This is a genomic window from Nonomuraea sp. H19 (genome assembly GCF_052068215.1).
Classification (GTDB): domain Bacteria; phylum Actinomycetota; class Actinomycetes; order Streptosporangiales; family Streptosporangiaceae; genus Nonomuraea.
The window spans coordinates 321,911-344,974 of record NZ_JBQHCV010000001.1 but is presented as its reverse complement, the minus strand read 5'-3'; the positions used below and the strand labels follow the sequence as shown (position 1 = coordinate 344,974).

Below are 23,064 nucleotides of genomic sequence, written 5' to 3'. Positions count from 1 at the left end.
GAGAGAAGATGGAGGTATGAGCAAGCGTCTGGACCCCAGGAACTGGGCCTCGTGGCGGCCGTTCGGCATCGGGCTGCGCAAGCCGAACAACTACCTGGAGCTGTTGAAGGCGTTCAGGTCGGTCCGAGGCAACAGGCGCTACGCCTGGCGGATCCTCAACCAGGGGACGTGCGACGGATGCGCGCTCGGCACGTTCGGCATGCACGACTGGACGATGGACGAAATCCACCTGTGCAACATCAGGCTCCGGCTGTTGCCGCTGAACACCATGCCCGCACTGGACGTCTCGAAATTGCACGACATTTCGGGACTTGTTGACAAGAAGAGTGCGGAGCTTCGCGAGCTGGGGCGGTTGCCGTACCCGATGCTGCGGCGCGCGGGCGAGCCCGGCTTCGCCCGCGTCTCCTGGGACGAGGCGCTGCGCGTGGCGGCGGGCGGGCTGCGCGGCGCGCGCTTCGGGGCGTACCTGACCAGCCGCGGCATGCCCAACGAAAACTACTACGCGGCGCAGAAGGCGGTGCGGGCGCTCGGCACCAACAACGTCGACAACGCCGCCCGCATCTGCCACTCGCCGTCCACCGTGGCGCTCAAGCAGACGATCGGCGCGGCGGCCACGACCTGCTCGTACGCCGACTGGATCGGCTCGGACCTGATCGTGTTCATCGGCTCCAACCCGTCGAACAACCAGCCGGTGGCGATGAAATACCTCTACCACGCCAAGAAGGCGGGGACCCGGATCGCGATGGTCAACGCCTACCGCGAGCCCGGCATGGACCGCTACTGGGTGCCGTCGAACGCCGAGTCCGCGCTGTTCGGCACGAAGATCACGGACGCGTTCTTCGGCGTGAACGTGGGCGGCGACATCGGCTTCCTCAACGGCGTGCTCAAGCACCTGATCGAGAACGACTGGGTGGACAAGGCGTTCGCGGACCGGCACACGACCGGCTTCGAGGACGTGCGGCGGGCCGTCACCGCCCAGTCGTGGGCGGAACTGGAGGCGCTGTCCGGGGCATCCCGCGACGACATGCTCCGGCTGGCCAGGATGCTGGGCGAGGCCGGATCCGCGGTGCTGGTGTGGTCGATGGGGATCACTCAGCACGCCTACGGCGAGGACAACGTCCGGGCCATCGTGAACCTGGCGCTGGCGCGCGGCTTCCTCGGGCGCGACAAGTGCGGGCTGATGCCGATCAGAGGGCACAGCGGCGTGCAGGGCGGGGCCGAGATGGGCGCGTACGCGACAGGCCTGCCGGGCGGGCTGCCGGTCACGCCAGAAAATGCCGCAAAATTTACTGACATATGGGGATTCCAGGTCCCCGACACCCCCGGACTGACCGCCACCGACATGATCGACGCGGCCCACCGCGGCGACCTCGACGCGCTCGTCTCGTCCGGCGGCAACTTCCTGGAGGTCCTGCCCGACCCGGCCTACTGCCGCGAGGCCCTGTCGCGGCTCAAGCTCCGGGTCCACATCGACATCGTGCTGTCGTCGCAGATGCTGGTGCCGGGCGCGGGCGACGTACTGCTGCTGCCCGCGCAGACGCGATACGAGATGGTCGGCGGTGTGACCGAGACCTCCACGGAGCGCCGGATCATCTTCTCGCCGGAGGTGGAAGGGCCGCGGATCGGCGAGGCGTGGCCGGAGTGGAAGATCTTCACGGAGCTGGCCGCACGCACCCGTCCTGAAATTTCGGCAAAAGTCCGCTTTACCGGCACGCCGCAGATCCGTGCCGAGATCGAAAAGGCGGTCCCCTTCTACCAGGGCATCGCCGGCCTGACGAAGTTCGGCGACAACGTCCAGTACGGCGGACGCCACCTGTTCGCCGACGGCCGCTTCCAGACCTCCGACGGGCTCGCCAGGTTCTCCGTCGTCGAGCCGCCCGCGCTGGAACGACCCGACGGCACGTTCATGGTGGCGACCAGGCGCGGCAAACAGTTCAACAGCATGGTCCACGAGCGGCTGGACGGCTTCAACGGCGCGACGCGCGAGGCCGTGCTGATGAGCTCGTACGACGCCGACCGCCTCGGCCTCCCCGACGGCGCCAGGGTGGAACTGCGTTCCGAGCGGCGAACGTACCAAGGCAAGGTGCTGCGGGCCCCGCTGATGCCCGGTAACCTGCAAATCCACTGGCCGGAGGGCAACGTGTTGCTAGACGAGAACCGCCGCTCACCACAGGCGCGCATCCCCGACTTCAACGCGCTCGTCACCGTGCGGCCGCTGTGAAGTCGCGACCCGGCCCCACCACCCGCGCCAGGATCCGGGAGCTCTCCGGATCCGTCGCCCGGGACCGCCGCGACGACCTCGCCACGGAAGAGCCGCTGGAGATCCGCCTCACCGCACCGGACGGCGCGCGCAAGACCGTCGCCATCACCATGCGCACGCCAGGCCATGACTTCGAGCTGGCCGCCGGGTTCCTGCACGGCGAGGGACTGGTCGGCCCCGGCGACATCGGGGCGATCGCGTACTGCACGGACGAGGACCTCCCGCCCGAGGCCCGCTACAACACGGTCACCGTGCGCCTGCGCGGCCCCATCCCCGACCTGCCCGCGCTCGACCGGCACTTCCTCACCTCCAGCGCATGCGGCGTCTGCGGCTCGGCCAGCCTGGACGCGCTGCGCGACCGCTGCCGGGCCGTCCCCCGGGGGCGGCTGGAGCTCACCCCGGAGATCCTGTACGGGCTGCCGGACGCGCTGCGCGGGGCCCAGGGCGTGTTCGGCAAGACCGGCGGGCTGCACGCCGCCGGGCTGTTCTCGGCCACGGGCCGGCTGGTGGGGGTGCGTGAGGACGTGGGGCGGCACAATGCCGTCGACAAGCTGGTCGGCTGGGCCGCGCTGGCCGGGCGGCTGCCGCTGGCCGAGCACGTGCTCATGGTCAGCGGCCGGGCCAGCTACGAGATCATGCAGAAGGCGCTGGCCGCTGGGATCCCGGCGGTGTGCGCGGTGTCGGCGCCGTCGTCCCTGGCCGTCGAGCTGGCCAGGGAGTTCGGGATGACGCTGGTGGGCTTCCTGCGAGGCGAGCGGTGCAACGTCTACGCAGGCCGCGATCGGATCCGCTCTACTGAATAACATTCAATTCTGCTATTACGGAACAGAATTCCCACAGCAAGCAGCCGCATCAGGAGTCCTGCTTCGGGTCGAGCGCGTCCAGCGCTTCGCGGACGACCACCCGGTCCTTCTCCTTCTCCACTTCCGACAGGTCGCCATACTTCAGGCTCTGCTCGGGAGGGGCCCAGTCCTTGTTCCGCTGCAGCCACGCGTCGTGCACTTGCTCACTGGCGTCTTCCATGAAGTCCGCGCTGCGTAGATCCGCCCCGTTCTTCCGGGCGCCATGCACCGCCTTGACCGCCACGGTCGCGGAATCCCGGTTCTCCTTCTGCCAGTCGACGGGCAGATCGTCGTATCGGGTGTTGGCGATGTCCACCTGATCCGTACCGTGCCTTCTGGCCCAGGCCTTGTCGGTGGTCGTCTTGATCCGAGGGTCGTAGGTTCCGTCGCTCAGCAGGCGCGAAGCACGCCACTTGTCGTGCAGGCGGCTGGCCACCTTGTCGATCCTTCTGCTTCGCTGGGATCTGAGCAGCTGCTTGAGCAGGCGGCCGATGCCGCTCATGACGCCGCGGATGTCGCTGACCAGTTGCCTGGCCATGGCGATCAGGCGGGGCAGGAGTTGCGGGGCCACGGCCACGGCGATTCCCGCGGCGACGGCGGCGGCGGCGAGCACGCCGCCCGCCCATACGATGACGCTTCTCGTGATCTTCAGGCCGCCTGCCGCAGCGGTGAGGCGGTAGGCGAGGTCTTCGGTCTGAGGCAGCGGGCCGTCCCGGCCGGCCATGTAGACGTGCATCGTGTCAGCGGCGAGGCCTTGATTGCGAGCGGCGAGCTGGTAAGCGCCTGCGCCCTCGAAGACAAGTCGCCGGTGGTAGGCGGCAGCCGCGTCGAGCGCGGCGATGTGCCGGTCGAGTATTCCGACCTCGGGCAGCGGCGGGATCCCCAGAACGCCGAGACCCGCGACGACCACCGGGTCGCTCATGAGGCTCATTTCTCGGCCTGCTCGCGGTGCAGTCGCAGGGCGTTCATCGTATTGGCATGCTCGGCGTCCATGTTCCTGCCTGACATGACGATCTGGCCGTGGCCGACGCCGAGCAGCGTCGCGCCCAGTTCCTCGCAGTCGTCCAGAAGTCCGTTTCTCAGCTCACTGTAGGGTTGGGCGAACTCCTCGTATGGCAACGGAGACTCGGTCTCCCATCTCTGGCGGAATTCAGCGGCGAACCGCCCATACTCCTCTGCGAGCCTCCAGAAATGGCGTCCTGACGAAGACCTGCCATGTGCATCGATGGTTACCCACTGGGGTGGCACCTGGTTCACCTGTCCTCCAACTGGCGCAGCGTCTCTTCAATCGTCGAGGTAAGCCAGTCGAAGTCGCGAGCGGTCTGAACCTCCATCTCGTCGATCCGGCAGATCAAGCCCTCCAGATCGAGGCCTTCTGATGGGCCCGGCGGGCACTCCCCGATCCGGCCGAGCCGGTCCTGCTGCGCCGCCCGTACGGCGGAGACAATGTGCCGGGCCAGCGCCTCCGCGCTCAACCGCAGCACCCGCGGATTTAGGCGTAACCCTTCCAGGAGCCCATCGGTACCGACTTCGGCGCCCACCAGCCCACCGGAAGCCTCGCCGATCCCACGAACATCGTCACTTCCGGCAGAGGAAGACACACCGCACCTCCGGACTGGCCTTGATCGTTTGCAGGAGACCATACCGCTTCAGATCCGGCCGATGCATGGGAGTTGAGCGGCGAACCCGCCCGACGCTACGCGACGACGGCCCGTTCACCCGCGCCCATGACGGAACCCGCCTGCTGCAGGCCCAACGTCAGCCGGTGTTCTGCAGGCCCGCCGCCACCCCGTTGACCGACAGGAGCAGCAACGTGGACAGCCGGTCGCGCTCCTGGTCCGACGGGTTGCCGGTACGCAGTGCGTGCAGGGCCCGCAGTTGCAGGTGCGACAGGGCGTCCACGTACGGGTCGCGGAGCTGGACGGCGCGCGAGAGGACCTTGCGGTTCTCCAGCAGCCGCGAGTGCCCGGTCACCCCCAGCACCAGGTCACGGGTCCGGTCGTACTCCTCCAGCACCTGCTGGGCGAAGTCCTCGCGGCCGCCCAGGGCCAGGTAGCGCTTGGCGATCGAGCGGTCGGTCTTGGCCAGCGACATCTCCGCGTTGTCCAGCATCGCGTTGAACAGCGGCCACTCGGCGTACGCGGCGCGCAGCTCGTCGAGCGAGCCCACCGAGGCCAGGCCGGTGCCGAGGCCGTACCAGCCGGGCAGGTTGACCCGGGTCTGCGCCCACGCGAACACCCACGGGATGGCCCGCAGGTCGTCCAGCGAACGCGGCGCGCCCAGGCCGCGGCGGGCCGGGCGGGAGCCCAGGCGCAGCGAGCCGATCTCCTCCAGCGGGCTGACCAGGGCGAACCACTCCGGGAAGCCCGGCGCCTCGGTCAGCGCCCGGTACGCCTGCTCCGACGCGACGGCCACCTGCTCGGCCAGGCCGCGGAAGCGCTCGGCCGCGGCGGCGGTGCGGGCGCCGACCGTGGGCGAGGAGGCCAGCAGGACGGCGTTGGTGACCTGCTCCAGATGGCGGTGGGCGATCGCGATGTGGCCGTAGCGGGCGAAGATGACCTCACCCTGCTCGGTGACCTTGAAGCGGCCCGCGACCGAGCCGGGCGCCTGGGCCAGCACCGCGCGGTTGGCCGGGCCGCCGCCGCGACCGAGCGCGCCGCCGCGGCCGTGGAACATGCGCAACTGGACGTCGTGCTCGGCGGCCCACGCGGTCAGCGCCTCCTGCGCCTCGTACAGCCGGAGCGTGGCGGCCGCCGGGCCGAGCTCCTTGGCCGAGTCGGAGTAGCCGAGCATGATCTCCATGCACCTGCCGGTGTCCGCCAGGCGCTCCTGCACCTGCGTGATCTCCAGCATGCCGGTCAGCACGCGCGGCGAGTTGGCCAGGTCCTGGCCGGACTCGAACAGCGGCACCACGTCCAGCACGGGCGCGCGGGCGCCGAGCGCGTGCTGCGCCAGCTCGTAGACGGCCGCGACGTCGTCAGCCGAGCGGGTGAAGGAGACCACGTAGCGGGAGCAGGCTCGGACGCCGTAGCGCTCCTGGATCCAGCCGATCACCCGGATCGTGGCCAGGACCTCCTCGGTGCGCTCCGACAGCTCGCCGCCGGCCCGCAGCTCCTCCAGCGCCGCCGCGTGCACCTGGGAGTGCTGGCGCACCTCCAGCTCGGCCAGGTGGAAGCCGAACGTCTCCACCTGCCAGATGAGGTGCTGCAGCTCCCCGTACGCCTGCCGCGGCGCGGAGGCGGCCAGCGACTCCTGCGCCAGCCGCAGGTCGGCCAGCAGCTCGTCGGGCGCGCGGTAGGCCAGGTCGAGATCGCGGCGGCGGGTGGCGGCGAGGCGCGCGGCCACGTACAGCAGCCACTGCCGGTGCGGCTCGCGCGGCGAGCGCGTGGCCAGCTCGGAGACGGTCTCGGGGTGCGCGTCCTCGGCCGCGGCCAGAGCCGCCTTCAGCTCCGGCGAGCAGGGAGCGAACTGGGCGGAGGCGGTGAGCGTGCGGGCGATGCGCGTGCAGGCCGCCTCCAGCGCGCTCAGCACGTGCTCGGACTGGATCTGGATGGTCTCGCGGGTGACCCGGGCCGTGACGTTGGGGTTGCCGTCACGGTCGCCGCCGATCCAGCTGCCGTACCGGATGAAGGGCCGGGCCTGCGGGCGGCGGGTGCCGGTGCCCGGGTCGAGCGCCGCGTCCAGCGCGCGGTAGACCTGCGGCACCATGCGGAACAGCGTCTCGTCGAAGGCGGCCATCGCGGTGCGCACCTCGTCGAGCGGGTCGAGCTTCGTCGAGCGCAGCTGGGCCGTGCGCCACAGCACGTCGATCTCCTCCAGCATGCGGCGCTTGCTCTCGGCGCGCTCGGAGGCGCCGCGGCCGGGGGCGTTGTACTCGGTGAGCCGGCCGCTGATCCGCTGGATGGCGGTGACGACCGCGCGCCTGCGCGCCTCGGTGGGGTGCGCCGTCAGCACCGGGTGCAGCTCCAGGCCCTCCAGCAGCTCGGTGACGCGCTCGTGGCCCAGCTCCCCCACGGCCTGCGCCAGCGACTCCCGCTGCACCCTGCCCTCGGCGTCGCGCTCGCGCAACGTGCGGATGCGATAGTGCTCCTCGGCCAGGTTGGCCAGATGGAAGTAGCATGTGAACGCCCGCGCCACCGCCACGGCCCGTTCGATCTCCCATGCCGCGACCATCTCGGTGATCTCGTCAGCCGAGATGTCGCCTCTGCGCGCCGCGATGACGGCCTTGCGCAGCCGTTCGACGTCGGCCAGCAAGTCCTCGCCGCCCTGCTCGGCTATTACCTGGCCGAGCAACCGGCCGAGCAGCCGCACATCGTGGCGCAACTCGTCCGGCATCTCGGTCACGGCCGCGCTGCGACGTTCGAGCCCCTGGTCAATCATGTTTCGAAGGGTATCTACTCGCTTTGAGTGCCCGTAGACCGGTCTCACCCATTGGACTAGACCACTGCGCGTGAATCACGTGGGTTTCGAGACGGCGGCGAGGAGCTCCGGCATCCTGGCGAACCCGATCCTGGCGGCCAGCCGCCTGCCGAGCGCCTCGGCCAGCAGCCCGTAGAACGGCGCCACCACGCACACCCACGAGAGCCCGAACAGCAGCGGCACCGCGAACGGCAGCGACAGCAGCGAGATCCCCAGCATCGCGCCCATGGCCGAGGCGAACGCCTGCCCGCCCTGGCCGGGGGCGGCGCCGCTGAAGGCGTTCATCCGCTCGGGCACGGTGTACGGGATGACGACGCTGGTCACCGAGCCGACGCCGAGCCCGAGCCCGAGCGCGCCCCACCCGGCCAGCATGGCGGGCACGATCGTCGCCGGATCACCGGTGTACAGGCCCGCGCCGACGGCGATCACGGCCAGCAGCGGCACCGCGATCAGGGCGTTGGCCAGGTGGCGCCCGGCCAGGTCGACGGCCAGACCCCGCTCCGAGCCGAACGCCACGGCGTTCATCCACAGCGAGCGGCCGTCGATCCCGAACGCGTTGCCCGACTGCAGCGCGATCATCAGGGCGCCGAGCGTGGTGATGAAGATGGGGGCTCCCTGCCCCGGCCCGCCCTCGGAGGTGTTGGTCACCGAGAACGACAGCACGAGCGTGACCACGATCGCGCTGAACCAGCCCACGCGGAACCTCGGCTCGCGCCTGATGTACTTCAGCTCCTTGGTGACCACCGCGGCCAGCGGCCCGTCCGGCAGGATCCGGTCGATGAGGCCGATCCCCCTGCGTACGGAGGCCGCCTGCGTCGAGACGTCGGGCGTGACCAGGGCCCGGCTCAGCGCCTTGATCCACAGCCAGGCGAGCACGACGACGAGCAGCGCCACGAAGGCGAGCTCGGCCAGTCCGGCCAGGCCGCCGTCGGCGATGGCGTGCGCCGCCATGCCGGGCGGGGTCCACCTGAGCACGGCCGCCATCTGGTGCAGCATCGCCACCGGGTCGCCGAAGCCGCGATTGATCAACAGGTTGGGCAGCTGTGCGAGCACCACCACGCCCAGGGCGGCCACGGCCAGCACGTCGCGGCCGCGCCGGGTGCGCAGGGCGCTGGACAGTGACGTGGTGATCAGCCGCGACGTCACCACGCAGAGCGCGAACTGCAGCAGCACGGCCGGCACGCCGAGCAGGAAGCCGCCGAGGCTGGTTGGCAGCGCCACCAGGGCGCCGAACGTGACGATCAGCATCGCGACCGGCCAGACGCCGGTCACGGAGGCGGTGAACAGGCCTACCGCGAGCTTGCTCGTACGCAGCGGGAACAGCGACAGCTTGGCCGGGTCGAGCGTGTCGTCGAGTCCGAACGCCATGAGCGGCACGATCATCCAGCCGAACAGGAAGAACGCGAAGAGGATGATCACGAGCGTGGTCGCGATGTCGGCGGGCGCCAGCCGGAGCAGGCTCACCAGGAAGAAGCCGACCGCGGCCAGGCCGGTGGCGGCGATCAGGGTGAAGATGAAGCCCAGCTTGCGCTGGAGGTCACCGCGCAGGTTGCCGGCCAGCAGCCGGAGCTTGAGCTGCGCGAAGAGCGCCACGGTGCTCACGGACGGTCCCCGGTCTCAGGGGCGGTGGGCGCGGGCTCGGGCTCGGGGGCGGTGGGCGCCGGCTTGGCGGTGGCCGTCGCCGGTTTGGCGCCCAGCCAGGTCAGGCCCGCCTCGCCGCCGTGGGGCGAGCCGCCGACCAGCTCCAGGAACGCCTGGTTGAGGCTGCGGCCGCCGCGTACCTGCTCCAGCGGGCCCTGCGCGACGATGTGGCCCGCGCTCATCACCGACACCCAGTCGCACAACCGCTCGACCAGGTCCATCACGTGGCTGGAGAAGATGACGGTGGAGCCGGACGCGGTGAAGCGCCGCAGCACCTCGGTCAGCGTGTTGGCGCTGACCGGGTCGACGCCCTCGAACGGCTCGTCCAGGAACAGCACGGACGGGTTGTTCAGCAGCGCGGCCGCCAGGCCGATCTTCTTGCGCATGCCGGTGGAGTAGTCGACGACCAGCTTGTCCGCGGCGTCGGCCAGGTCCATGACGGCCAGCAGCTCCCCCGCCCGCTGCTCGACCTCGCTCTTGGGGATGCCGCGCAGCCGGCCGCTGTAGAGGAGCAACTCGCGGCCGGACAGCCGCTCGAACAGCCGCAGCCCCTCGGGCAGCACACCGATGCGGGCCTTGACCTCCACGGGGTCGCGCCAGACGTGGAAGCCGTCCACCTCGGCCGAGCCGCCGTCGGGGCGGAGCAGGCCGGTGATCATACTTAACGTGGTGGTCTTGCCCGCGCCGTTCGGGCCGACCAAGCCTGCGAAGCTGCCCGCCGGGACCACGAGGTCCACTCCCGCCACCGCGATCTGCGAGCCGTACCGCTTGAAGAGGCCGTGAGTGCGGACCGCATCCGTCATGGAAGCACCCTATGGTGAGGGGTTAGCCTTGCGCGCATGAGTGCAGCTGCGGAATCAATGCCGGAAAAGCCGGATATCCATACGACTGCAGGAAAAATCGCTGACCTGGAGCGGCGGCTCGACGAGGCCGTCCACGCGGGCTCCGCGGCGGCGGTGGACAAGCAGCACGCCAGAGGCAAGATGACCGCCAGGGAGCGGGTGCTCGCGCTCTTGGACGAGGGCTCGTTCGTGGAGTTCGACGAGTTCGCCAGGCACCGGTCGTCGATGTTCGGACTGGACAAGCGGCGGCCGTACGGGGACGGCGTCATCACCGGGCACGGCACCATCGACGGCCGGCAGGTGTGCGTGTTCTCGCAGGACGTGACCATTTTCGGCGGCTCACTCGGCGAGGTCTACGGCGAGAAGATCGTCAAGGTGATTGACCTGGCGCTCAAGACCGGCTGCCCGATCATCGGGATCAACGAGGGCGGCGGCGCGCGCATCCAGGAGGGCGTGGTCGCGCTCGGCCTCTACGCGGAGATCTTCAAGCGCAACGTGCACGCCTCCGGCGTGATCCCGCAGATCTCGCTCATCATGGGCGCCGCGGCCGGCGGACACGTCTACTCTCCCGCGCTGACCGACTTCATCGTCATGGTCGACCAGACGTCGCAGATGTTCATCACGGGTCCCGACGTGATCAAGACGGTGACGGGCGAGGAGGTCACCTTCGAGGAGCTCGGCGGGGCCCACACGCACAACACGAAGTCGGGCGTGGCCCACTACCAGGCCACCGACGAGGACGACGCGCTGGAGTACGTCAAGGCGCTGCTGTCGTACCTGCCGTCGAACAACCTGGACGAGGCCCCGCTCTTCGCGGCGGCCGCGGACCTGGAGCCGGACCCCGAGCTGGACGAACTGATCCCGGACTCGGCGAACCAGCCGTACGACATGCACCAGGTGATCGAGCATGTCCTGGACGACGGTGAGTTCCTGGAGGTTCACGCGCTGTTCGCGCCGAACATCGTGGTCGGGTACGGCCGTGTCGACGGCCAGCCGGTCGGCGTCGTCGCGAACCAGCCCATGCATTTCGCGGGATGTCTGGATATCGACGCCTCCGAGAAGGCGGCAAGATTTATACGAACATGTGATGCCTTTAATATTCCTATCCTGACTTTTGTTGATGTTCCGGGATTCCTCCCCGGGACCGATCAGGAATGGAACGGAATCATCCGCCGCGGCGCCAAGCTCCTCTACGCCTACGCCGAGGCCACAGTGCCGCTGATCACGGTCATCACGCGCAAGGCGTACGGCGGAGCGTACGACGTCATGGGCTCCAAGCACCTCGGCGCGGACGTGAACCTGGCCTGGCCCACCGCCCAGATCGCGGTCATGGGCGCCCAAGGCGCGGTCAACATCCTTTACCGTCGTGAGCTGGCCGCCGCCGACGACCCCGACGCCGAGCGGGCCAGGCTCGTCACCGAGTACGAGGACACGCTGGCCAACCCGTACATCGCGGCCGAACGCGGCTACGTGGACGCGGTGATCCGACCGTCCGAAACCCGGCCTCAAGTCGTCAGGGCGCTGCGGATGCTGCGTAACAAGCGGGCAACGCTGCCGCCGAAGAAGCATGGGAACATCCCGCTATGACGGAGCATCTGCGCATTGTCCGGGGCGACGCCACGCCCGAGGAGATCGCGGCATTGGTGGTCGCCCTGGCGGCGCGACACGCCGAGCCGGAAGCCCCTCCGGCACCGCCGCGACAAACGTGGCGAAACCCAGCTAGAGGTATGCGTAAGCCTGTCGTCCCAGGGAAGTCGGCATGGCGGATGAGTGCCCTACCCTAGATAGATCCTGGGAATCGGGTGTCAAGTTCCCCGGGAGTTGGGACTATCTAGAGAAAGTAGGCGTATATAGTCAGCCGATCAACTAACACCGCGGCCTGGAGGACGACATGGCCATCCCAGACCTCATGCCGCATCCTGTGGCAGCCAAGTACGCCGTCCTAGTGGATGTCGGTTATCTCTACGCGGCGGCTGGTGAAGTGCTGCTCGGCGCGAAGGAGCGCAAGGAATATCGGGTGGCCGCCGATGAGCTCATCCAGAGTCTACAGAAACATGCAGAGGAACGTATTTCTGGCGAACTTCTGCGGATCTATTGGTATGACGCAGCCCGTGACCGTGTGCCCACCGTAGATCAGCGGGTGATCGCTCAGCTCCCTTGGGTCAAGGTTCGACTTGGCAATCTGAACGCCCGTGGCCAGCAGAAAGGCGTGGACGCGCAGATCAGGAGCGATCTTGAGGCACTGGCCAGGCATCATGCGGTCACCGACACGATCCTGCTGGCAGGCGACGAGGATATGGTTCCGGCGGTCGAGGCGGCGCAGGCGTACGGCGTGCGCATCCACTTGTGGGGCGTCGAGCCGCCCTACGGCACCAACCAGGCAGAGCGCCTGGTGTGGGAGTCGGACACCGTAGAAGTTATCTCCGCTGATTTTCTGAGGCCCTTTTTCAGCCGTGCTCCCCAACCCGTTCCGGTCACTCCACCCGCCGCCGCACCCTCGCCCGCCCAGGTGTTCGCCGGGCGCGCGCCCGTCAAGCCGCACGCCAAGCCGGGCCAGGTGGCCAAGCTCGGACCGAGCCGGCCGCGCGTGGAGGACGTGGGCGAGCACGTGGCGCAGAAGTGGATTCTCACCCGCGGCCGCGACAACATCCGCGATCTGCTCCCCGGGCCGATCCTGCCGACCGTGATCGACACCGAGCTGCTCATCGAGGCGGAGAAGGAGCTCGGCCACTCGCTGCGGCCGTTCCCGGAAGCCCGGGTGTGGCTGCGTGACGGGTTCTGGGCGCGGGTTTACCGCGAGTTCGACCTGGGGGTGGGGGTCTCATCCAAGTAGGGCCTCGGCTATTGCCGTACGGGCGTACAGGACGTATCGCCCCGTACGGTGGGCCGAGCACAGCCCTGCCTTGCGTAGCGCGGTGAGGTGCTGGTTGACGCCCGGCTCGGAGAGCCCGGCGCGCTGGGCCAGGTCGCGCGTGGAGGCGGGCTGGTCGAGCTCGGCCAGCAGCCGGGCGCGCGTCCTGCCGAGCACGGCTGCCAGGGCCTCTGGCGGATCCAGCTCTCGGCGCTCCCAGAGCGTGGCGATGCCGCGCGGCGGGTAGCGGACTGTGGGCTGGTACGGCGGCGTGGTGACCGAGAAGACCCTGGGCGAGGCGAACACACACGGCACCAGCAGCAGCCCGAGCCCGCGCAGCGAGCGGGCGCCCGACACGTACCGATGCCGGAGGCGCAGCGTCCCGTCCTGCCAGCTCACGGCGTCGTCGAGGTCCGCCAGCATGCGCTGGGCGCCGCCCTCGGCCAGCAGCCTCGCCCGGTAGAGGATCTCTCCCTCCAGCAGGGATCTGATCCGCGACCAGTACGGGGCCATCGCGGCCGCCCAGTAGTTCGCGACCTCCTCCGCCAGCCGTTCCAGGCCCTGCTCCGGGTCGGCGTAGAGCGCCTGGACGCGTTTCGTTCGTGGACCGGGGATCTCGTCCAGGTCTGAGCGGACCCGGTCGGCCGCGCCCCGCATCGTGGCGAGTTCGAGGTCCAGGTCGGGCATGGAGGTGGCCGGCGGAGTGCAGGTGAAGCCGGCGATCGAGATGGTCGGCACCGGTACGAGGTCGGACAGCAGGCGCCAGTCCACATCCTGGAGGCGGCGGCGCACCTGGTCGGCCCAGGAGCGCAGGAGCGGGTGCGCCGACGGGTTCTTCACCACTCTGACGCTGGCCACGACCTCGCCGAGCGGGGAGATCGCGAAGCGGGTGTTGGCGATGTCGTGGGCCGTGAACGTCAAGTCGATCGTCATTGGATTCGCGGGTCACTTAATCAATAGCGGCTTTGGCCGACATCTCAGCACTCTGGCAGACATGTCGGCAACTCTGATGGAAGAACCGCTATTGCGGTTTCGTGGGTTTCGTAACCTCTTCATCGCTGGTGCGGTGAGCCAGCTCGGCAGCCAGATCAGCTACGTCGCGCTGCCCCTGCTCGCCGTGACGGCGTTGGGAGCCGGGCCTGCGGAGGTCGGGCTGCTGTCAGCGCTCGGCACGCTCACCGTGCTGGCGCTGGGGCTGCCTGCCGGCGCCTGGGTGGACAGGGTCAGGCGGCGGCCCGTCATGATCGCCGCCGACGTCGCGCGCGCCGGGGTGCTGCTCTCGGTGCCGGTGGCGTGGTGGGGCGGGTGGCTGTCCATGGGGCAGCTGTACGCGGTGGCGGTGCTGGTGGGGGCAGGGACGCTGCTGTTCGACGTGGCGTCGATGAGCCTCGTGCCCGGGCTCGTGGGGCGCGAGCGGCTGACGTCCGCGAACTCGCTGCTGGTCGGGATGGGCGCGGGGATGGACATCGCGGGGCGGAGCGCGGCCGGGGTGCTGGTACAGGTCGCGGGCGCGCCGATGACGGTGCTGGGAGACGCACTGAGCTATTTGTGGTCGGCCGCCTGGCTCCGCGGCGTCCCCGAGCCCGCCGCGCCGGCGCCGGCGGACCGGGAGCCGATTCGGCGGCGGATCGCGGCCGGCGTGCGCTTCCTCTTCGGGAACTCGGTCCTGGTGTCGGTCCTGATCCAGGGAACGATGGCCAACCTGGCGTTCCCGCTCTGCTCGGTGCTGCTGCCGGTCCTCCTCGTCGATCAGCTCGGCTATCCGGAGTGGGTGCTCGGCGCGTACCTCGCCGTCGGCGGGCTCGGCGCGTTGGCGGGCTCGGCGGCCGCCCACCTGATCGGCCGCCGCCTCGGCACCGGGCGGGCCACCTGGTACGTCAGCCTGGCCACCGCGCCCGCCTCGTTCGCTATCCCGTTCCTGGACCGAGGGCCGTGGCTGTGGGCGGCCGCGGCGGCGTGGTTCGTGCTGACGTTCCGCACCGGGGTCAACAACGTGCTGCTGACCAGCTTGCGGCAGCGGGTGACGCCCGACGACATGCTCGGCCGGATGACGGCCACGATGCGGCTGCTCCTGATGGGCGCGATCGGCCTGGGCGGCCTGCTGGCGGGCGCGCTCGGCGAAGTGTGGGGCGTGCGGTCGGCACTGTGGCTGGGCGCCCTGATCATGGCCTCCAGCTGGGCGCCGTTCCTCTTCTCACGGCTTCGCCACCAACCCTGAGAATTCAGGTCCGATTCCCGCCAGTCCACGGCCTCGACCTGCTGACCTGGCATTTGACGTTGACGTCCGATTTCCGCCAGTCAGCGTCCCTGGGGAACGCATACCGTCGGAGACATGGCACCACTACAGCTCGACTTCGACTCGTGCTACCGGGCCGTCTCCGCCAGGGACGCCAGGTTCGACGGGCGCTTCTACACGGCGGTGACCACGACACGAATCTACTGCCGTCCGATCTGCCCGGCCCGTACGCCGTCGTCCAGGAACGTGCGCTTCTACCGGCATGCGGCGTCGGCCGAGGCCGCCGGGTTCCGCCCGTGCAAGCGCTGCCGTCCCGAGCTCTCCCCCGGCGATCCCGGCTGGGACCTTCGTGGTGACCTCATCGGCCGGGCGCTGCGGCTGATCGACGACGGGGCGGCCGACGAACAGGGCGTCGCGGGGCTGGCCAGGCGGCTGCACATCACCGAGCGGCACCTGCACCGGCTCTTCGTGGCCGAGCTGGGGGTCGGACCGCTGGCGGTGGCCCGTACGAAGCGGCTGCTGCTGGCCAAGCAACTGCTGACGGAGACGGGGCTGCCGGTCACGGATGTGGCGTTCGCGGCGGGGTTCGGGAGCGTCCGGCAGTTCAACGCGACGATGCGGGAGACGTACGGATTCGCGCCGAGCGAGTTGCGGGCCACGGCGGGCGGTCCCCGGGTCGCCGAAGTGGCCGGGCCCGCCGCGCTCCGGCTGCGGCTGCACCGGCGCGAGCCGTACGACGTGGAGGGGGTCTTCGCGTTCCTGGCCTCCCGGGCGATTCCGGGGCTGGAGGTGGCGGATGGGACGTCGTACGCCAGGACCGTGCCAGGTGGGACGATCACCCTCACACCGCAGCGCGACCACATAGCCCTGGACGTGGCGGTGGACGACACGCGGCAACTCGCCCGCGTCGTGGCCCGCTGCCGGCGGCTGCTGGACCTGGACGCCGACCCGGACGCCATCGCCGAGATCCTCGGCCAGACCTCCCTCGGGCCTTTGGTCGCGGCCCGTCCCGGGCTGCGCGTGCCGGGCACGTTCGACGGGTTCGAGCTGGGCGTGCGCGCGGTCGTCGGCCAGCAGATCTCCGTGGCGGGCGCCCGTACGTTGCTCGGCCGCATCGTCGCCAGGGCCGCCGCCCCCGGCGGCCTCTTCCCCACCCCCGCCCTCCTCCTGGAGACCGACCTCACCGGCCTCGGCCTGACCAACCGCCGGATCGCCACGCTCAAGGACCTGGCGGCGCGCCTGGTCGACGGCCACATCGACCTGGACGGCGGCCAGGATCCCGCGGAGGCGGTGGCCGGGCTGCTGGAGGTGCCCGGCATCGGCCCGTGGACGGCCAGCTACATCGCGTTGCGAGCGCTGCGCGACCCCGACGCCTGGCCCACGGGCGACCTCGTGCTCACCAAGCGCATGGCCGCCCTGGGCATCCCCGACGACCACATCGAGCGGTGGCGGCCCTGGCGGGCCTACGCCGCGCTACACCTTTGGAGCTCATCATGATCGCTGCTCAGCTCGTACCGACTCCCATGGGGCCGCTGGCGCTGCTGGCCCGCGAGGGGGTGCTGGTCGCGGCCGGCTTCACGGCCGAGCCCAAGGAGATGTTCGCCCGGCTCACGCCCGCGCTGCAGGCGGAGGGCCTGGAGGTGGTGGACGACCTGGGGCCGGCCTCGGAGGCGGTCCGCGCGTATCTGGCGGGCGACCTGGACGCCCTGGACGCCATCCCTGTCTCCCAGCCGGGCACGCCTACGCGCAAGCGGCTTCATGCGGCGTTGCGCGAGGTCAAGGCCGGGACGACCGTCTCGTATGCGGAGCTGGCCGTGCGAGCCGGGTTGCCGAAGACGGCGGCGCGGGCGGCGGGATCGGCATGCGCGCAGAACCTGATCGCGCCGTTCGTGCCATGTCATCGGGTGCTGCCCAGTGGTGGGGGATATGGCGGTTACTACTACGGCGTACCGGTCAAAGAGTGGCTACTTGCCCACGAATCCGGAGGAATAACTAACGTACAGTAATGAAGATATCGCTTTCGGTAATGTGTTTGCCATGCCGACCCAGAAACACGAGTTCCTTATAGATCTCGTCCGGGGATGCCCAGAGCTGATCGCGACCTTGCTGACACAGACGGGTGTCCCCGTACCCCCTTTCGAAGAAGCCTGGCTGAGCGACTCCAACTTCCCCGATTGCGTCCCCACGGAATTCCGGGCCGACTCGGTCGTCGTGCTGATGAACGGCAACGCGCCGGTGTCAGCGGTCGTACTGGAGGTGCAGCGGAAATACGACGAAGACAAGCTGTGGGCCTGGCCTGTCTACCTGTCTACGCTACGGAAGCGCCAGAAGTGCCCGGTTCTGCTGCTGGTCTTCTGCGAGGATGCGAAGACAGCCCAGCGCTGCGCGGAACCCATCGACATGGGGCATCCCGGGTGGGTGCTGTGTCCGATCGTCATCGGCCCGGACGGGATTCCCATGATCACCGACCTTGCCCGCGCTATTGACGAGCCCGAACTCACTGCCGTTTCGGCCGTCGTGTATGGCCAGTCCGAGGCTGGCGTCGAGACCGTCCTGACACTCCTCGAGGCACTTAAGGACCTGCCGAGCAAGAAAAGTTATGCTGACCTCGTCTTCTCGTGCCTGCCCGATAACGTGTTCACCAAGGTTATGGAGGCCTGGATGCCCATGGGAACGTACCAGCCCAGAAGCAAGATAGTCCGTGAGTGGGTCGCCGAAGGCGAGGCCGAGGCCATCCTGCTGTTCCTGGAAGCACGCGGCATTCCCGTGTCCGACGAGGGACGGACACGCATCACCGAGTGCACCGACCTGGACGTCCTCAAGTCCTGGATCCGCAAGGCCGCCATCGCCAGGAGCGCCGATGAGATCTTCGACTAAAGAAGAGGTGATCCGCGGATGGTCGTGACCCAGGAGCGAGCCGCTCCGCGAGTGGTTCGGCTTGGGCCTGGCCAGGGCCCTCAAGATAACCCTGGCAGCGCGCGACGTTGAGGTGCCCGAACACATGGTGAAACGCCTCGCCCACTGCCAGGACCTAGAGCTCCACCAGCACCGGATCTACGAGGCCGCCACCGCCGACAGCGTTGAGGACCTGTTCCACTCCGCCGCCAAGGCCTTCGCCGCCGACGGCGCCGTCGAGCAGTGATACTGAGCTGACCAGGGCTGGCACGACATTCCGTGCCAGCCCTGTCTCATGGTCAGGCGGGCACGACGCGCTGCACACGCCGGCTGTCTGCCCATACAACTGTGTCGAGGAGGCTGTCACATGCCCCTGGCCGATGACGCCGTCGAGGCGCGCGCCCAAGGCTGGCGCACCCTCGCCGCGCTGCACGCCAAAATCGAGGACAGGCTGGAGAAGGCGCTCCAGCAGGAGCACGGGCTGAGTGTGAGCGAATACACCGTGCTGGATGCGCTGGCCCGCCAGGACGGCTGGCACATGCGCATGCAGCAGCTCGCCCGCGCGGTCGTGCTCAGCCAGAGCGCCACGACGCGGCTGGAGAACCGCGGGCTGCTGCGGCGCTACCTGTGCGAGGACGACAGGCGCGGCATCTACTCCGAGGTCACGGAGGCCGGGCGCGAGCTGCTGGCACAGGCGCAGCCCACGCATGACGCCGTGCTCAAGGAGGTGCTGGCCGAGGCGGCGGAGCTGCCCGAGCCGGCCCCGCTCGCCGCGGTCCTCAGCTAGGGCCTGACGTTGCTCTGGATCTCGCCGACCGGCAAGTCCCGGCTGGTGCCCACCTCGACGGGCGCGAACTGGACCGGCACCACGTCGCCCGCTACCTCGACAGGCCACACGGTGGTGACGGTGAGCGTGTACTTCTCGCGCGATTGGTCGATCGATGAGCGCAGGTAACGCACGCCACAGGAGAACGTGCCGCCCTTGACGTACGGCTTGCCGGCGGTGCCGCACCCGCTCTCGTTGACCTCCGCCCGGTCCGGCGTGGTGCCTGGATCGATCTTGATGTCCTGGAGAGTGGCGACCACGGTGGCGCTCATGACGCCGGGAATCGTCGCGGTCACCGACCTCCGCGGCTCCCCGATGCCCTCCAGCCAGACCCAGGTGGGCAGGTTGACGTAGCTCTTGGCGTCGGGGTTCAGCTTGACGGTGGGCTCAGGCACGGTCAGGGCGGCCCTGGCGATCTCTGCCAACTCCTGGATCGTGATCCCGGACGGCGGAGTGGTGCCGGGCGGCACGAAGACGAACGGGTCGAGGCTGGCGAAGCACGCCTCGCCCTTCGGGTCCGCGGCGTTGTACGCCGGCCCCCACCAGCGTCCCGGCTGCCCGATGCGGTCCTCGAACTGTTTGAGGAACTGCTGGAACTTCTCCTCGGTCGGGTTCTTCGTGAACCTGAACCAGTACGCCCGCAGCCCTTCCTGCGTCTTGAGCATCTCGCTCGCGTCCGGGCCCGGCTCGTACCAGCAGGGGCGTTTGAGCACATAGCCGTCACTGCTACCGCCTCTGGCGCCGTCCCCCGAGATGACGATCTTGGAGTGGGTGAGCTCGACACCCTTCGTCCGGCCTTCGTCGATGACATTGCCGGACGGCGGATTGTCGGCGACCATCAGCAGGCCCGCGACAACCATCGAGACCAGGCGGTTCATCCCGTGCACCCTTTCAAGTCGTAGCGGAGTTCTCTGATCCGCCACACGCCGTCGTCACCGCGGTGCGCCAGGGCGGCCTGGAGGTAAGGGGTCCGCACCCAATCGGGCTGGGGCACGACGGCCTTGCCGGTACGCGTGGAGACCACGCGCGCCTCCGTCTCGTCCACACAGGCATTGACCTGTACGCCCTTGCCCACCTTCGCGGCGACGCGCAGGTTGTAGAGCCGGGTGGCGCCTTTCACCGTCTTCTCCTCTTCGGTGTACGTGTGCACCCAGTCGTACGCTTGACGGACGGCCGTCAGTTCGAGATCCAGATCCTGTAGGTATCGATCGTTTCCTGAGACGAGCACCTTCCTGGTGGCGACCAGGTAGTCGGTGACGAGCTCCAGGAGGGGGTCGCGGTCGGCGGGCCACTCGATGTCCATCCGGAACTTGCCGCCGATCGTGATCGTCTCGGGCCCTGTGGACGGTGTCTTGTCCGCGGGCTTGGCCTGGGCCGTGCTCTTCGCGGGCGCGGGCGTCGAAACCCCCTGTGGCGTGTACGGTCGCTCCCCTGGCCCGCATCCCACCAGGAGCGTGAGCCCGAGCAGGGCTGCGATGCGTCTCATGCCGATGACTCCCTCACCACATGAATGCGCCACGTGGGCAGCAGTTCCTCGATCAATGCCTCGGTCTCCGGGGCCATCCCGCCGCCGTACGGGTGCGAGGTGGCCCTCAGGGTCAGGCCCTCGACGACGGCGCGCAGGCGGACGATGTCCTCGGTGGCGTGCGTGGCACGCAGCAGGTCCCGCCAGAGGCTCTCGTCGTCGGTGGCCAGCAGCAGCGCCGCGCGTACGGCGGACACGGCCGCGTCCGGCTGGCCGTGCGCGAGCCGGATCTCGCAGAGCTGGTGCGCCGCGTCGGCCACCTCGGCGGCCACGTCGTACTCCAGGTCCTCCGCCGCCAGCCACGCGTACCTGCCGGGCGGCCTGCCGGCCAGCAGCGGGCCTCTGACCAGGCCGAGCGCCTTTTCCAGTAGCACCGCCCTGGCCGTCGAATCGCCGTGCGAGCGGCGTACGAGCTCGCGGAACAGCGCCCAGTCCGTACGCACCTCGGGACCCAGCCGCAGCCGGCCCACCTCGTCGGTGAGCAGGTGCTCGGGGCCCAGCCAGTCGGCGACCCTGGCGATCGTGGCGTCCCTGACCATGTCCTGCACACCACGCGGCCACAGCACCCCGCCGAGCACCACAGGATGGACGCCGCCGGGGTGCGTGGCCAGGTAGACCAGCAGCTCGGTGGCCAGCGCCAGCCGGCCCTCTTCCAGCGGTCCGAGGCCGGCGATCTCGATGGGGCCGAGCATCCTGATCTCGACGGCGGGCGGGTGCAGCCCGGCCAGCGGCTCGGCCTCGGGGATGGCTTCCCCGTCGAGCCGCGCGGCCGTGCGGAACAGGTCGATCAGCGCCTTGTAGTGGCGGCGGGGCAGGAGCTGGGCGTCCACCTCGAAGCCCAGCTCGGCGATCTTGGCCTTGCCGGCCTCGGTGATCTCCAGGGTCCACGTGGCGTGCGGAACGTCGCCGGCCACCACGTACCCGGCGGTGTCCCTGCGGGCCAGCAGCGCCAGGCGGCGCGCCTCCTCGTGCGTGGGCGCCACCGAGGACAGCAGGTAGTGGGCGTCGCGGGGGCTGCCGGTGATGCGCCCGGTCAGCACCTCCCTGCGCGGCGCCGCGGTGGCCTCCAGCTCGGGCAGCACCTCGGCCAGTCCGCCCACGGCCCTGATCCGGTCGGGCGCGATCGCGGTCAGTTCCTCGCCGAAGCCGACGAGGGTGATGCGCATCCGGTCGGACCAGCGGTTGGTGGCCAGCTCGACGGCGAGCGCGGCCAGCGCGGCCGTGGTCTGCGGCCCGCGTACGTTGATCAGGCCCTGCGCGGCCTCCAGGTCGATCAGCACCCGCCCGCCGGCGTTCGTGCCGATCGAGACCAACCCCGGGTACGGCGCCCCGCCCGGCTGGACGTGCTCATGGTCGCGGCCGCGTCGGGGCCCGTTGGCTTCGCTCTCTCCCCCCGAGCTCCTCCGCTCCGGCAAAAGGCGGCCTTCGTGGGCGGGCAGCCGCCACACCTGGCCTCCGTCCTGGGCCGTCCACGGCGCGGGCGGGTCGGGGTCCGCCGGGTGGATCCACAGGTCGAGCGTGCGGGGCGACAGGTGGGCCGCGTACACGGTGGGCGGCGTGCGGTTCTGCGCCGCCAGCTCGGCTCCGAGCAGCCGCAGGCCGATGTCCAGGATTCGGGCGCCGGGCGCGTCGCCGCCCATTCTGAGTGCGACCTCGGCCTCGGCGGCGTCGCCGCGCGGGCGGGCGATCCGGCGGCCGAACACCCGCCGCCACAGCTGCTCGCGGCGCCGCCTGGCCAGCACGAGCAGCAGCCCGGCGGCGGCCAGCGAGGCCGTGGCGAGATAGTCGGCGAAGTCGCTGTCCTGGCTCTCCTGGATGGCGGCCGGTTGCTGGTCCTGTTGCGGCCGGCTGTCGTTCTGCTCCGGCAGGCGGTATTGGGCCTCGCCCTTCTTGGTGTTCTTCTGGACCTCGTCGACGGCCTTGCCCCTGGACACCTCCGCGCGGCCCGGGTGCTCGCGCAGCGTCTGCTCGCGTGGCTGGTCGGCGGGGACGATGTGGACGTTTCTGGCGTCGTCCGGCATGTCGAGCACCCAGCCGGGCCGGATCAGGTCGGCCATCCGCAGGCGCGAGCCATCCGGCTGCTCTTTCGCCTGGTTAAGTCGGTAAATTTCGGGATATCGGCGGCCGTCTCCGAGGCATTTCTCCGCGATCTCCCACAGGCTCTCGTGGTGCCGCCCGTGCGGGGGCTGCACCACGTACACCTTCTTGGTCTTGCTCGTCTCCAGCGTCTTCTCGACGATCGGCGCCGAGTACGCGACCGCCGTCACGGGCGTCGCCGCGGGCGGGGGCGCCAGCTTGGCGATCGGCACGACCATCGCCCCGGTCGTGAACAGCAGCAGCACGGCCCCGACGAGCTTGTTGGCCAGGGCCTGGGTGCCGCCGGACAGCGGTACGCGGGCGGGCATCCCGACCCGGCGCACCCCGGCGTACACCTCGACGAGCACGCACACGAACAGCTGGAACCAGGCGAGCCACACCAGCAGCACCAGCACGGCCACGATGGTGCTGGGCCCGACGCGGCTGGTGAGCAGGTCGAGGTCGAGCAGCTGGGGATCGATCGGCGGCCCGACGAACGTGAGCAGCGCGTACGGCACCCCGCCAACGAGCGCCACGAGCACGACCAGCGCCCCGAGCCCGGCGAGCACGTCGCCGGCGCTGCGCGCGGTCGCGTGGCGTCCCCGCGGACGGCCGGGCTCTCGCGTCGGCATCGCCTCTCCTTTCTCCGTC

21 protein-coding genes are annotated in these 23,064 nt (G+C 69.8%); 11 read left to right on the top strand and 10 right to left on the bottom strand.

Annotated features, from left to right (window positions below):
* The first annotated feature begins 16 nt into the window (after positions 1–16).
* Together ACTMTI_RS01625 and fdhD are read left to right on the top strand one after the other, a co-directional pair.
* Positions 17–2,221 (top strand): FdhF/YdeP family oxidoreductase, encoded by a 2,205-nt coding sequence (locus tag ACTMTI_RS01625; RefSeq protein ID WP_441117722.1) that lies wholly within the window; start codon positions 17–19, stop codon positions 2,219–2,221.
* Positions 2,218–3,063: a formate dehydrogenase accessory sulfurtransferase FdhD gene (gene fdhD, locus ACTMTI_RS01620; protein ID WP_441117721.1), complete on the top strand. Its 846-nt coding sequence runs from the start codon at positions 2,218–2,220 to the stop codon at positions 3,061–3,063. The genes ACTMTI_RS01625 and fdhD overlap by 4 nt, the downstream gene beginning before the upstream one ends.
* A gap of 49 nt (positions 3,064–3,112) precedes the next feature.
* Here the strand turns inward: fdhD and ACTMTI_RS01615 are convergent, their stop codons facing one another.
* From ACTMTI_RS01615 to ACTMTI_RS01590, 6 genes are all read right to left on the bottom strand, one after another.
* Positions 3,113–4,024: a hypothetical protein gene (locus tag ACTMTI_RS01615; RefSeq protein ID WP_441117719.1), complete on the bottom strand. Its 912-nt coding sequence runs from the start codon at positions 4,022–4,024 to the stop codon at positions 3,113–3,115.
* Positions 4,025–4,029: 5 nt separating this feature from the next.
* Positions 4,030–4,359 (bottom strand): hypothetical protein, encoded by a 330-nt coding sequence (locus ACTMTI_RS01610; RefSeq protein WP_441117718.1) that lies wholly within the window; start codon positions 4,357–4,359, stop codon positions 4,030–4,032.
* The gene (locus tag ACTMTI_RS01605) at positions 4,356–4,643 is read right to left on the bottom strand and encodes a hypothetical protein (protein WP_441117717.1); all 288 of its coding nucleotides are present in this window, start codon (positions 4,641–4,643) and stop codon (positions 4,356–4,358) included. The genes ACTMTI_RS01610 and ACTMTI_RS01605 overlap by 4 nt, the downstream gene beginning before the upstream one ends.
* A gap of 217 nt (positions 4,644–4,860) precedes the next feature.
* Positions 4,861–7,482: a phosphoenolpyruvate carboxylase gene (locus ACTMTI_RS01600; protein ID WP_441117716.1), complete on the bottom strand. Its 2,622-nt coding sequence runs from the start codon at positions 7,480–7,482 to the stop codon at positions 4,861–4,863.
* 75 nt (positions 7,483–7,557) lie between these two features.
* The gene (locus ACTMTI_RS01595; RefSeq protein ID WP_441117714.1) at positions 7,558–9,123 is read right to left on the bottom strand and encodes a hypothetical protein; all 1,566 of its coding nucleotides are present in this window, start codon (positions 9,121–9,123) and stop codon (positions 7,558–7,560) included.
* Positions 9,120–9,965, bottom strand: coding sequence for an ABC transporter ATP-binding protein (locus ACTMTI_RS01590; RefSeq protein ID WP_441117713.1), 846 nt, complete (start codon positions 9,963–9,965; stop codon positions 9,120–9,122). The genes ACTMTI_RS01595 and ACTMTI_RS01590 overlap by 4 nt, the downstream gene beginning before the upstream one ends.
* A 36-nt stretch (positions 9,966–10,001) precedes the next feature.
* Between ACTMTI_RS01590 and ACTMTI_RS01585 the strand changes: the two genes are divergently transcribed.
* From ACTMTI_RS01585 to ACTMTI_RS01575, 3 genes are all read left to right on the top strand, one after another.
* A complete protein-coding gene (locus ACTMTI_RS01585; protein WP_441117712.1) occupies positions 10,002–11,591 on the top strand; it encodes an acyl-CoA carboxylase subunit beta in 1,590 nt (529 codons plus the stop codon).
* The gene (locus ACTMTI_RS01580) at positions 11,588–11,788 is read left to right on the top strand and encodes an acyl-CoA carboxylase epsilon subunit (RefSeq protein WP_441117711.1); all 201 of its coding nucleotides are present in this window, start codon (positions 11,588–11,590) and stop codon (positions 11,786–11,788) included. Before ACTMTI_RS01585 ends, ACTMTI_RS01580 begins: the two co-directional genes overlap by 4 nt.
* A 107-nt stretch (positions 11,789–11,895) precedes the next feature.
* Complete coding sequence (locus ACTMTI_RS01575) at positions 11,896–12,837, top strand: NYN domain-containing protein (RefSeq protein ID WP_138712915.1); 942 nt, start codon at positions 11,896–11,898, stop codon at positions 12,835–12,837.
* Here ACTMTI_RS01575 and ACTMTI_RS01570 read toward each other — a convergent pair.
* On the bottom strand, positions 12,826–13,788 hold the full coding sequence (locus tag ACTMTI_RS01570; RefSeq protein WP_441117710.1) for a DUF5937 family protein: 963 nt from the start codon (positions 13,786–13,788) through the stop codon (positions 12,826–12,828). The two genes, ACTMTI_RS01575 and ACTMTI_RS01570, sit on opposite strands and share 12 nt — an antisense overlap.
* A gap of 61 nt (positions 13,789–13,849) precedes the next feature.
* Between ACTMTI_RS01570 and ACTMTI_RS01565 the strand changes: the two genes are divergently transcribed.
* The 6 genes from ACTMTI_RS01565 (at position 13,850) to ACTMTI_RS01540 (ending at position 18,773) form a co-directional block, all read left to right on the top strand.
* Positions 13,850–15,073, top strand: coding sequence for an MFS transporter (locus tag ACTMTI_RS01565; RefSeq protein ID WP_441117708.1), 1,224 nt, complete (start codon positions 13,850–13,852; stop codon positions 15,071–15,073).
* A 114-nt stretch (positions 15,074–15,187) separates the two neighbouring features.
* Positions 15,188–16,588: an AlkA N-terminal domain-containing protein gene (locus ACTMTI_RS01560; RefSeq protein ID WP_441117706.1), complete on the top strand. Its 1,401-nt coding sequence runs from the start codon at positions 15,188–15,190 to the stop codon at positions 16,586–16,588.
* A complete protein-coding gene (locus ACTMTI_RS01555) occupies positions 16,585–17,097 on the top strand; it encodes a methylated-DNA--[protein]-cysteine S-methyltransferase (RefSeq protein WP_441117704.1) in 513 nt (170 codons plus the stop codon). Before ACTMTI_RS01560 ends, ACTMTI_RS01555 begins: the two co-directional genes overlap by 4 nt.
* 31 nt (positions 17,098–17,128) lie before the next feature.
* Positions 17,129–17,968: a hypothetical protein gene (locus ACTMTI_RS01550; RefSeq protein WP_441117702.1), complete on the top strand. Its 840-nt coding sequence runs from the start codon at positions 17,129–17,131 to the stop codon at positions 17,966–17,968.
* Between the two features lie 124 nt (positions 17,969–18,092).
* Entirely contained in the window at positions 18,093–18,233 is a 141-nt protein-coding gene (locus ACTMTI_RS01545) for a hypothetical protein (RefSeq protein WP_441117701.1), read from the top strand.
* 120 nt (positions 18,234–18,353) lie between these two features.
* Positions 18,354–18,773: a MarR family winged helix-turn-helix transcriptional regulator gene (locus ACTMTI_RS01540; protein ID WP_441117700.1), complete on the top strand. Its 420-nt coding sequence runs from the start codon at positions 18,354–18,356 to the stop codon at positions 18,771–18,773.
* Here ACTMTI_RS01540 and ACTMTI_RS01535 read toward each other — a convergent pair.
* From ACTMTI_RS01535 to ACTMTI_RS01525, 3 genes are read right to left on the bottom strand one after another with little or no spacing between them, the layout of a single operon-like run.
* Positions 18,770–19,690: a hypothetical protein gene (locus tag ACTMTI_RS01535; protein WP_441117699.1), complete on the bottom strand. Its 921-nt coding sequence runs from the start codon at positions 19,688–19,690 to the stop codon at positions 18,770–18,772. The genes ACTMTI_RS01540 and ACTMTI_RS01535 overlap by 4 nt on opposite strands.
* On the bottom strand, positions 19,687–20,298 hold the full coding sequence (locus ACTMTI_RS01530) for a hypothetical protein (protein ID WP_441117698.1): 612 nt from the start codon (positions 20,296–20,298) through the stop codon (positions 19,687–19,689). The genes ACTMTI_RS01535 and ACTMTI_RS01530 overlap by 4 nt, the downstream gene beginning before the upstream one ends.
* A complete protein-coding gene (locus tag ACTMTI_RS01525; protein WP_441117697.1) occupies positions 20,295–23,045 on the bottom strand; it encodes a BTAD domain-containing putative transcriptional regulator in 2,751 nt (916 codons plus the stop codon). Before ACTMTI_RS01525 ends, ACTMTI_RS01530 begins: the two co-directional genes overlap by 4 nt.
* Between the last annotated feature and the right edge of the window lie 19 nt (positions 23,046–23,064).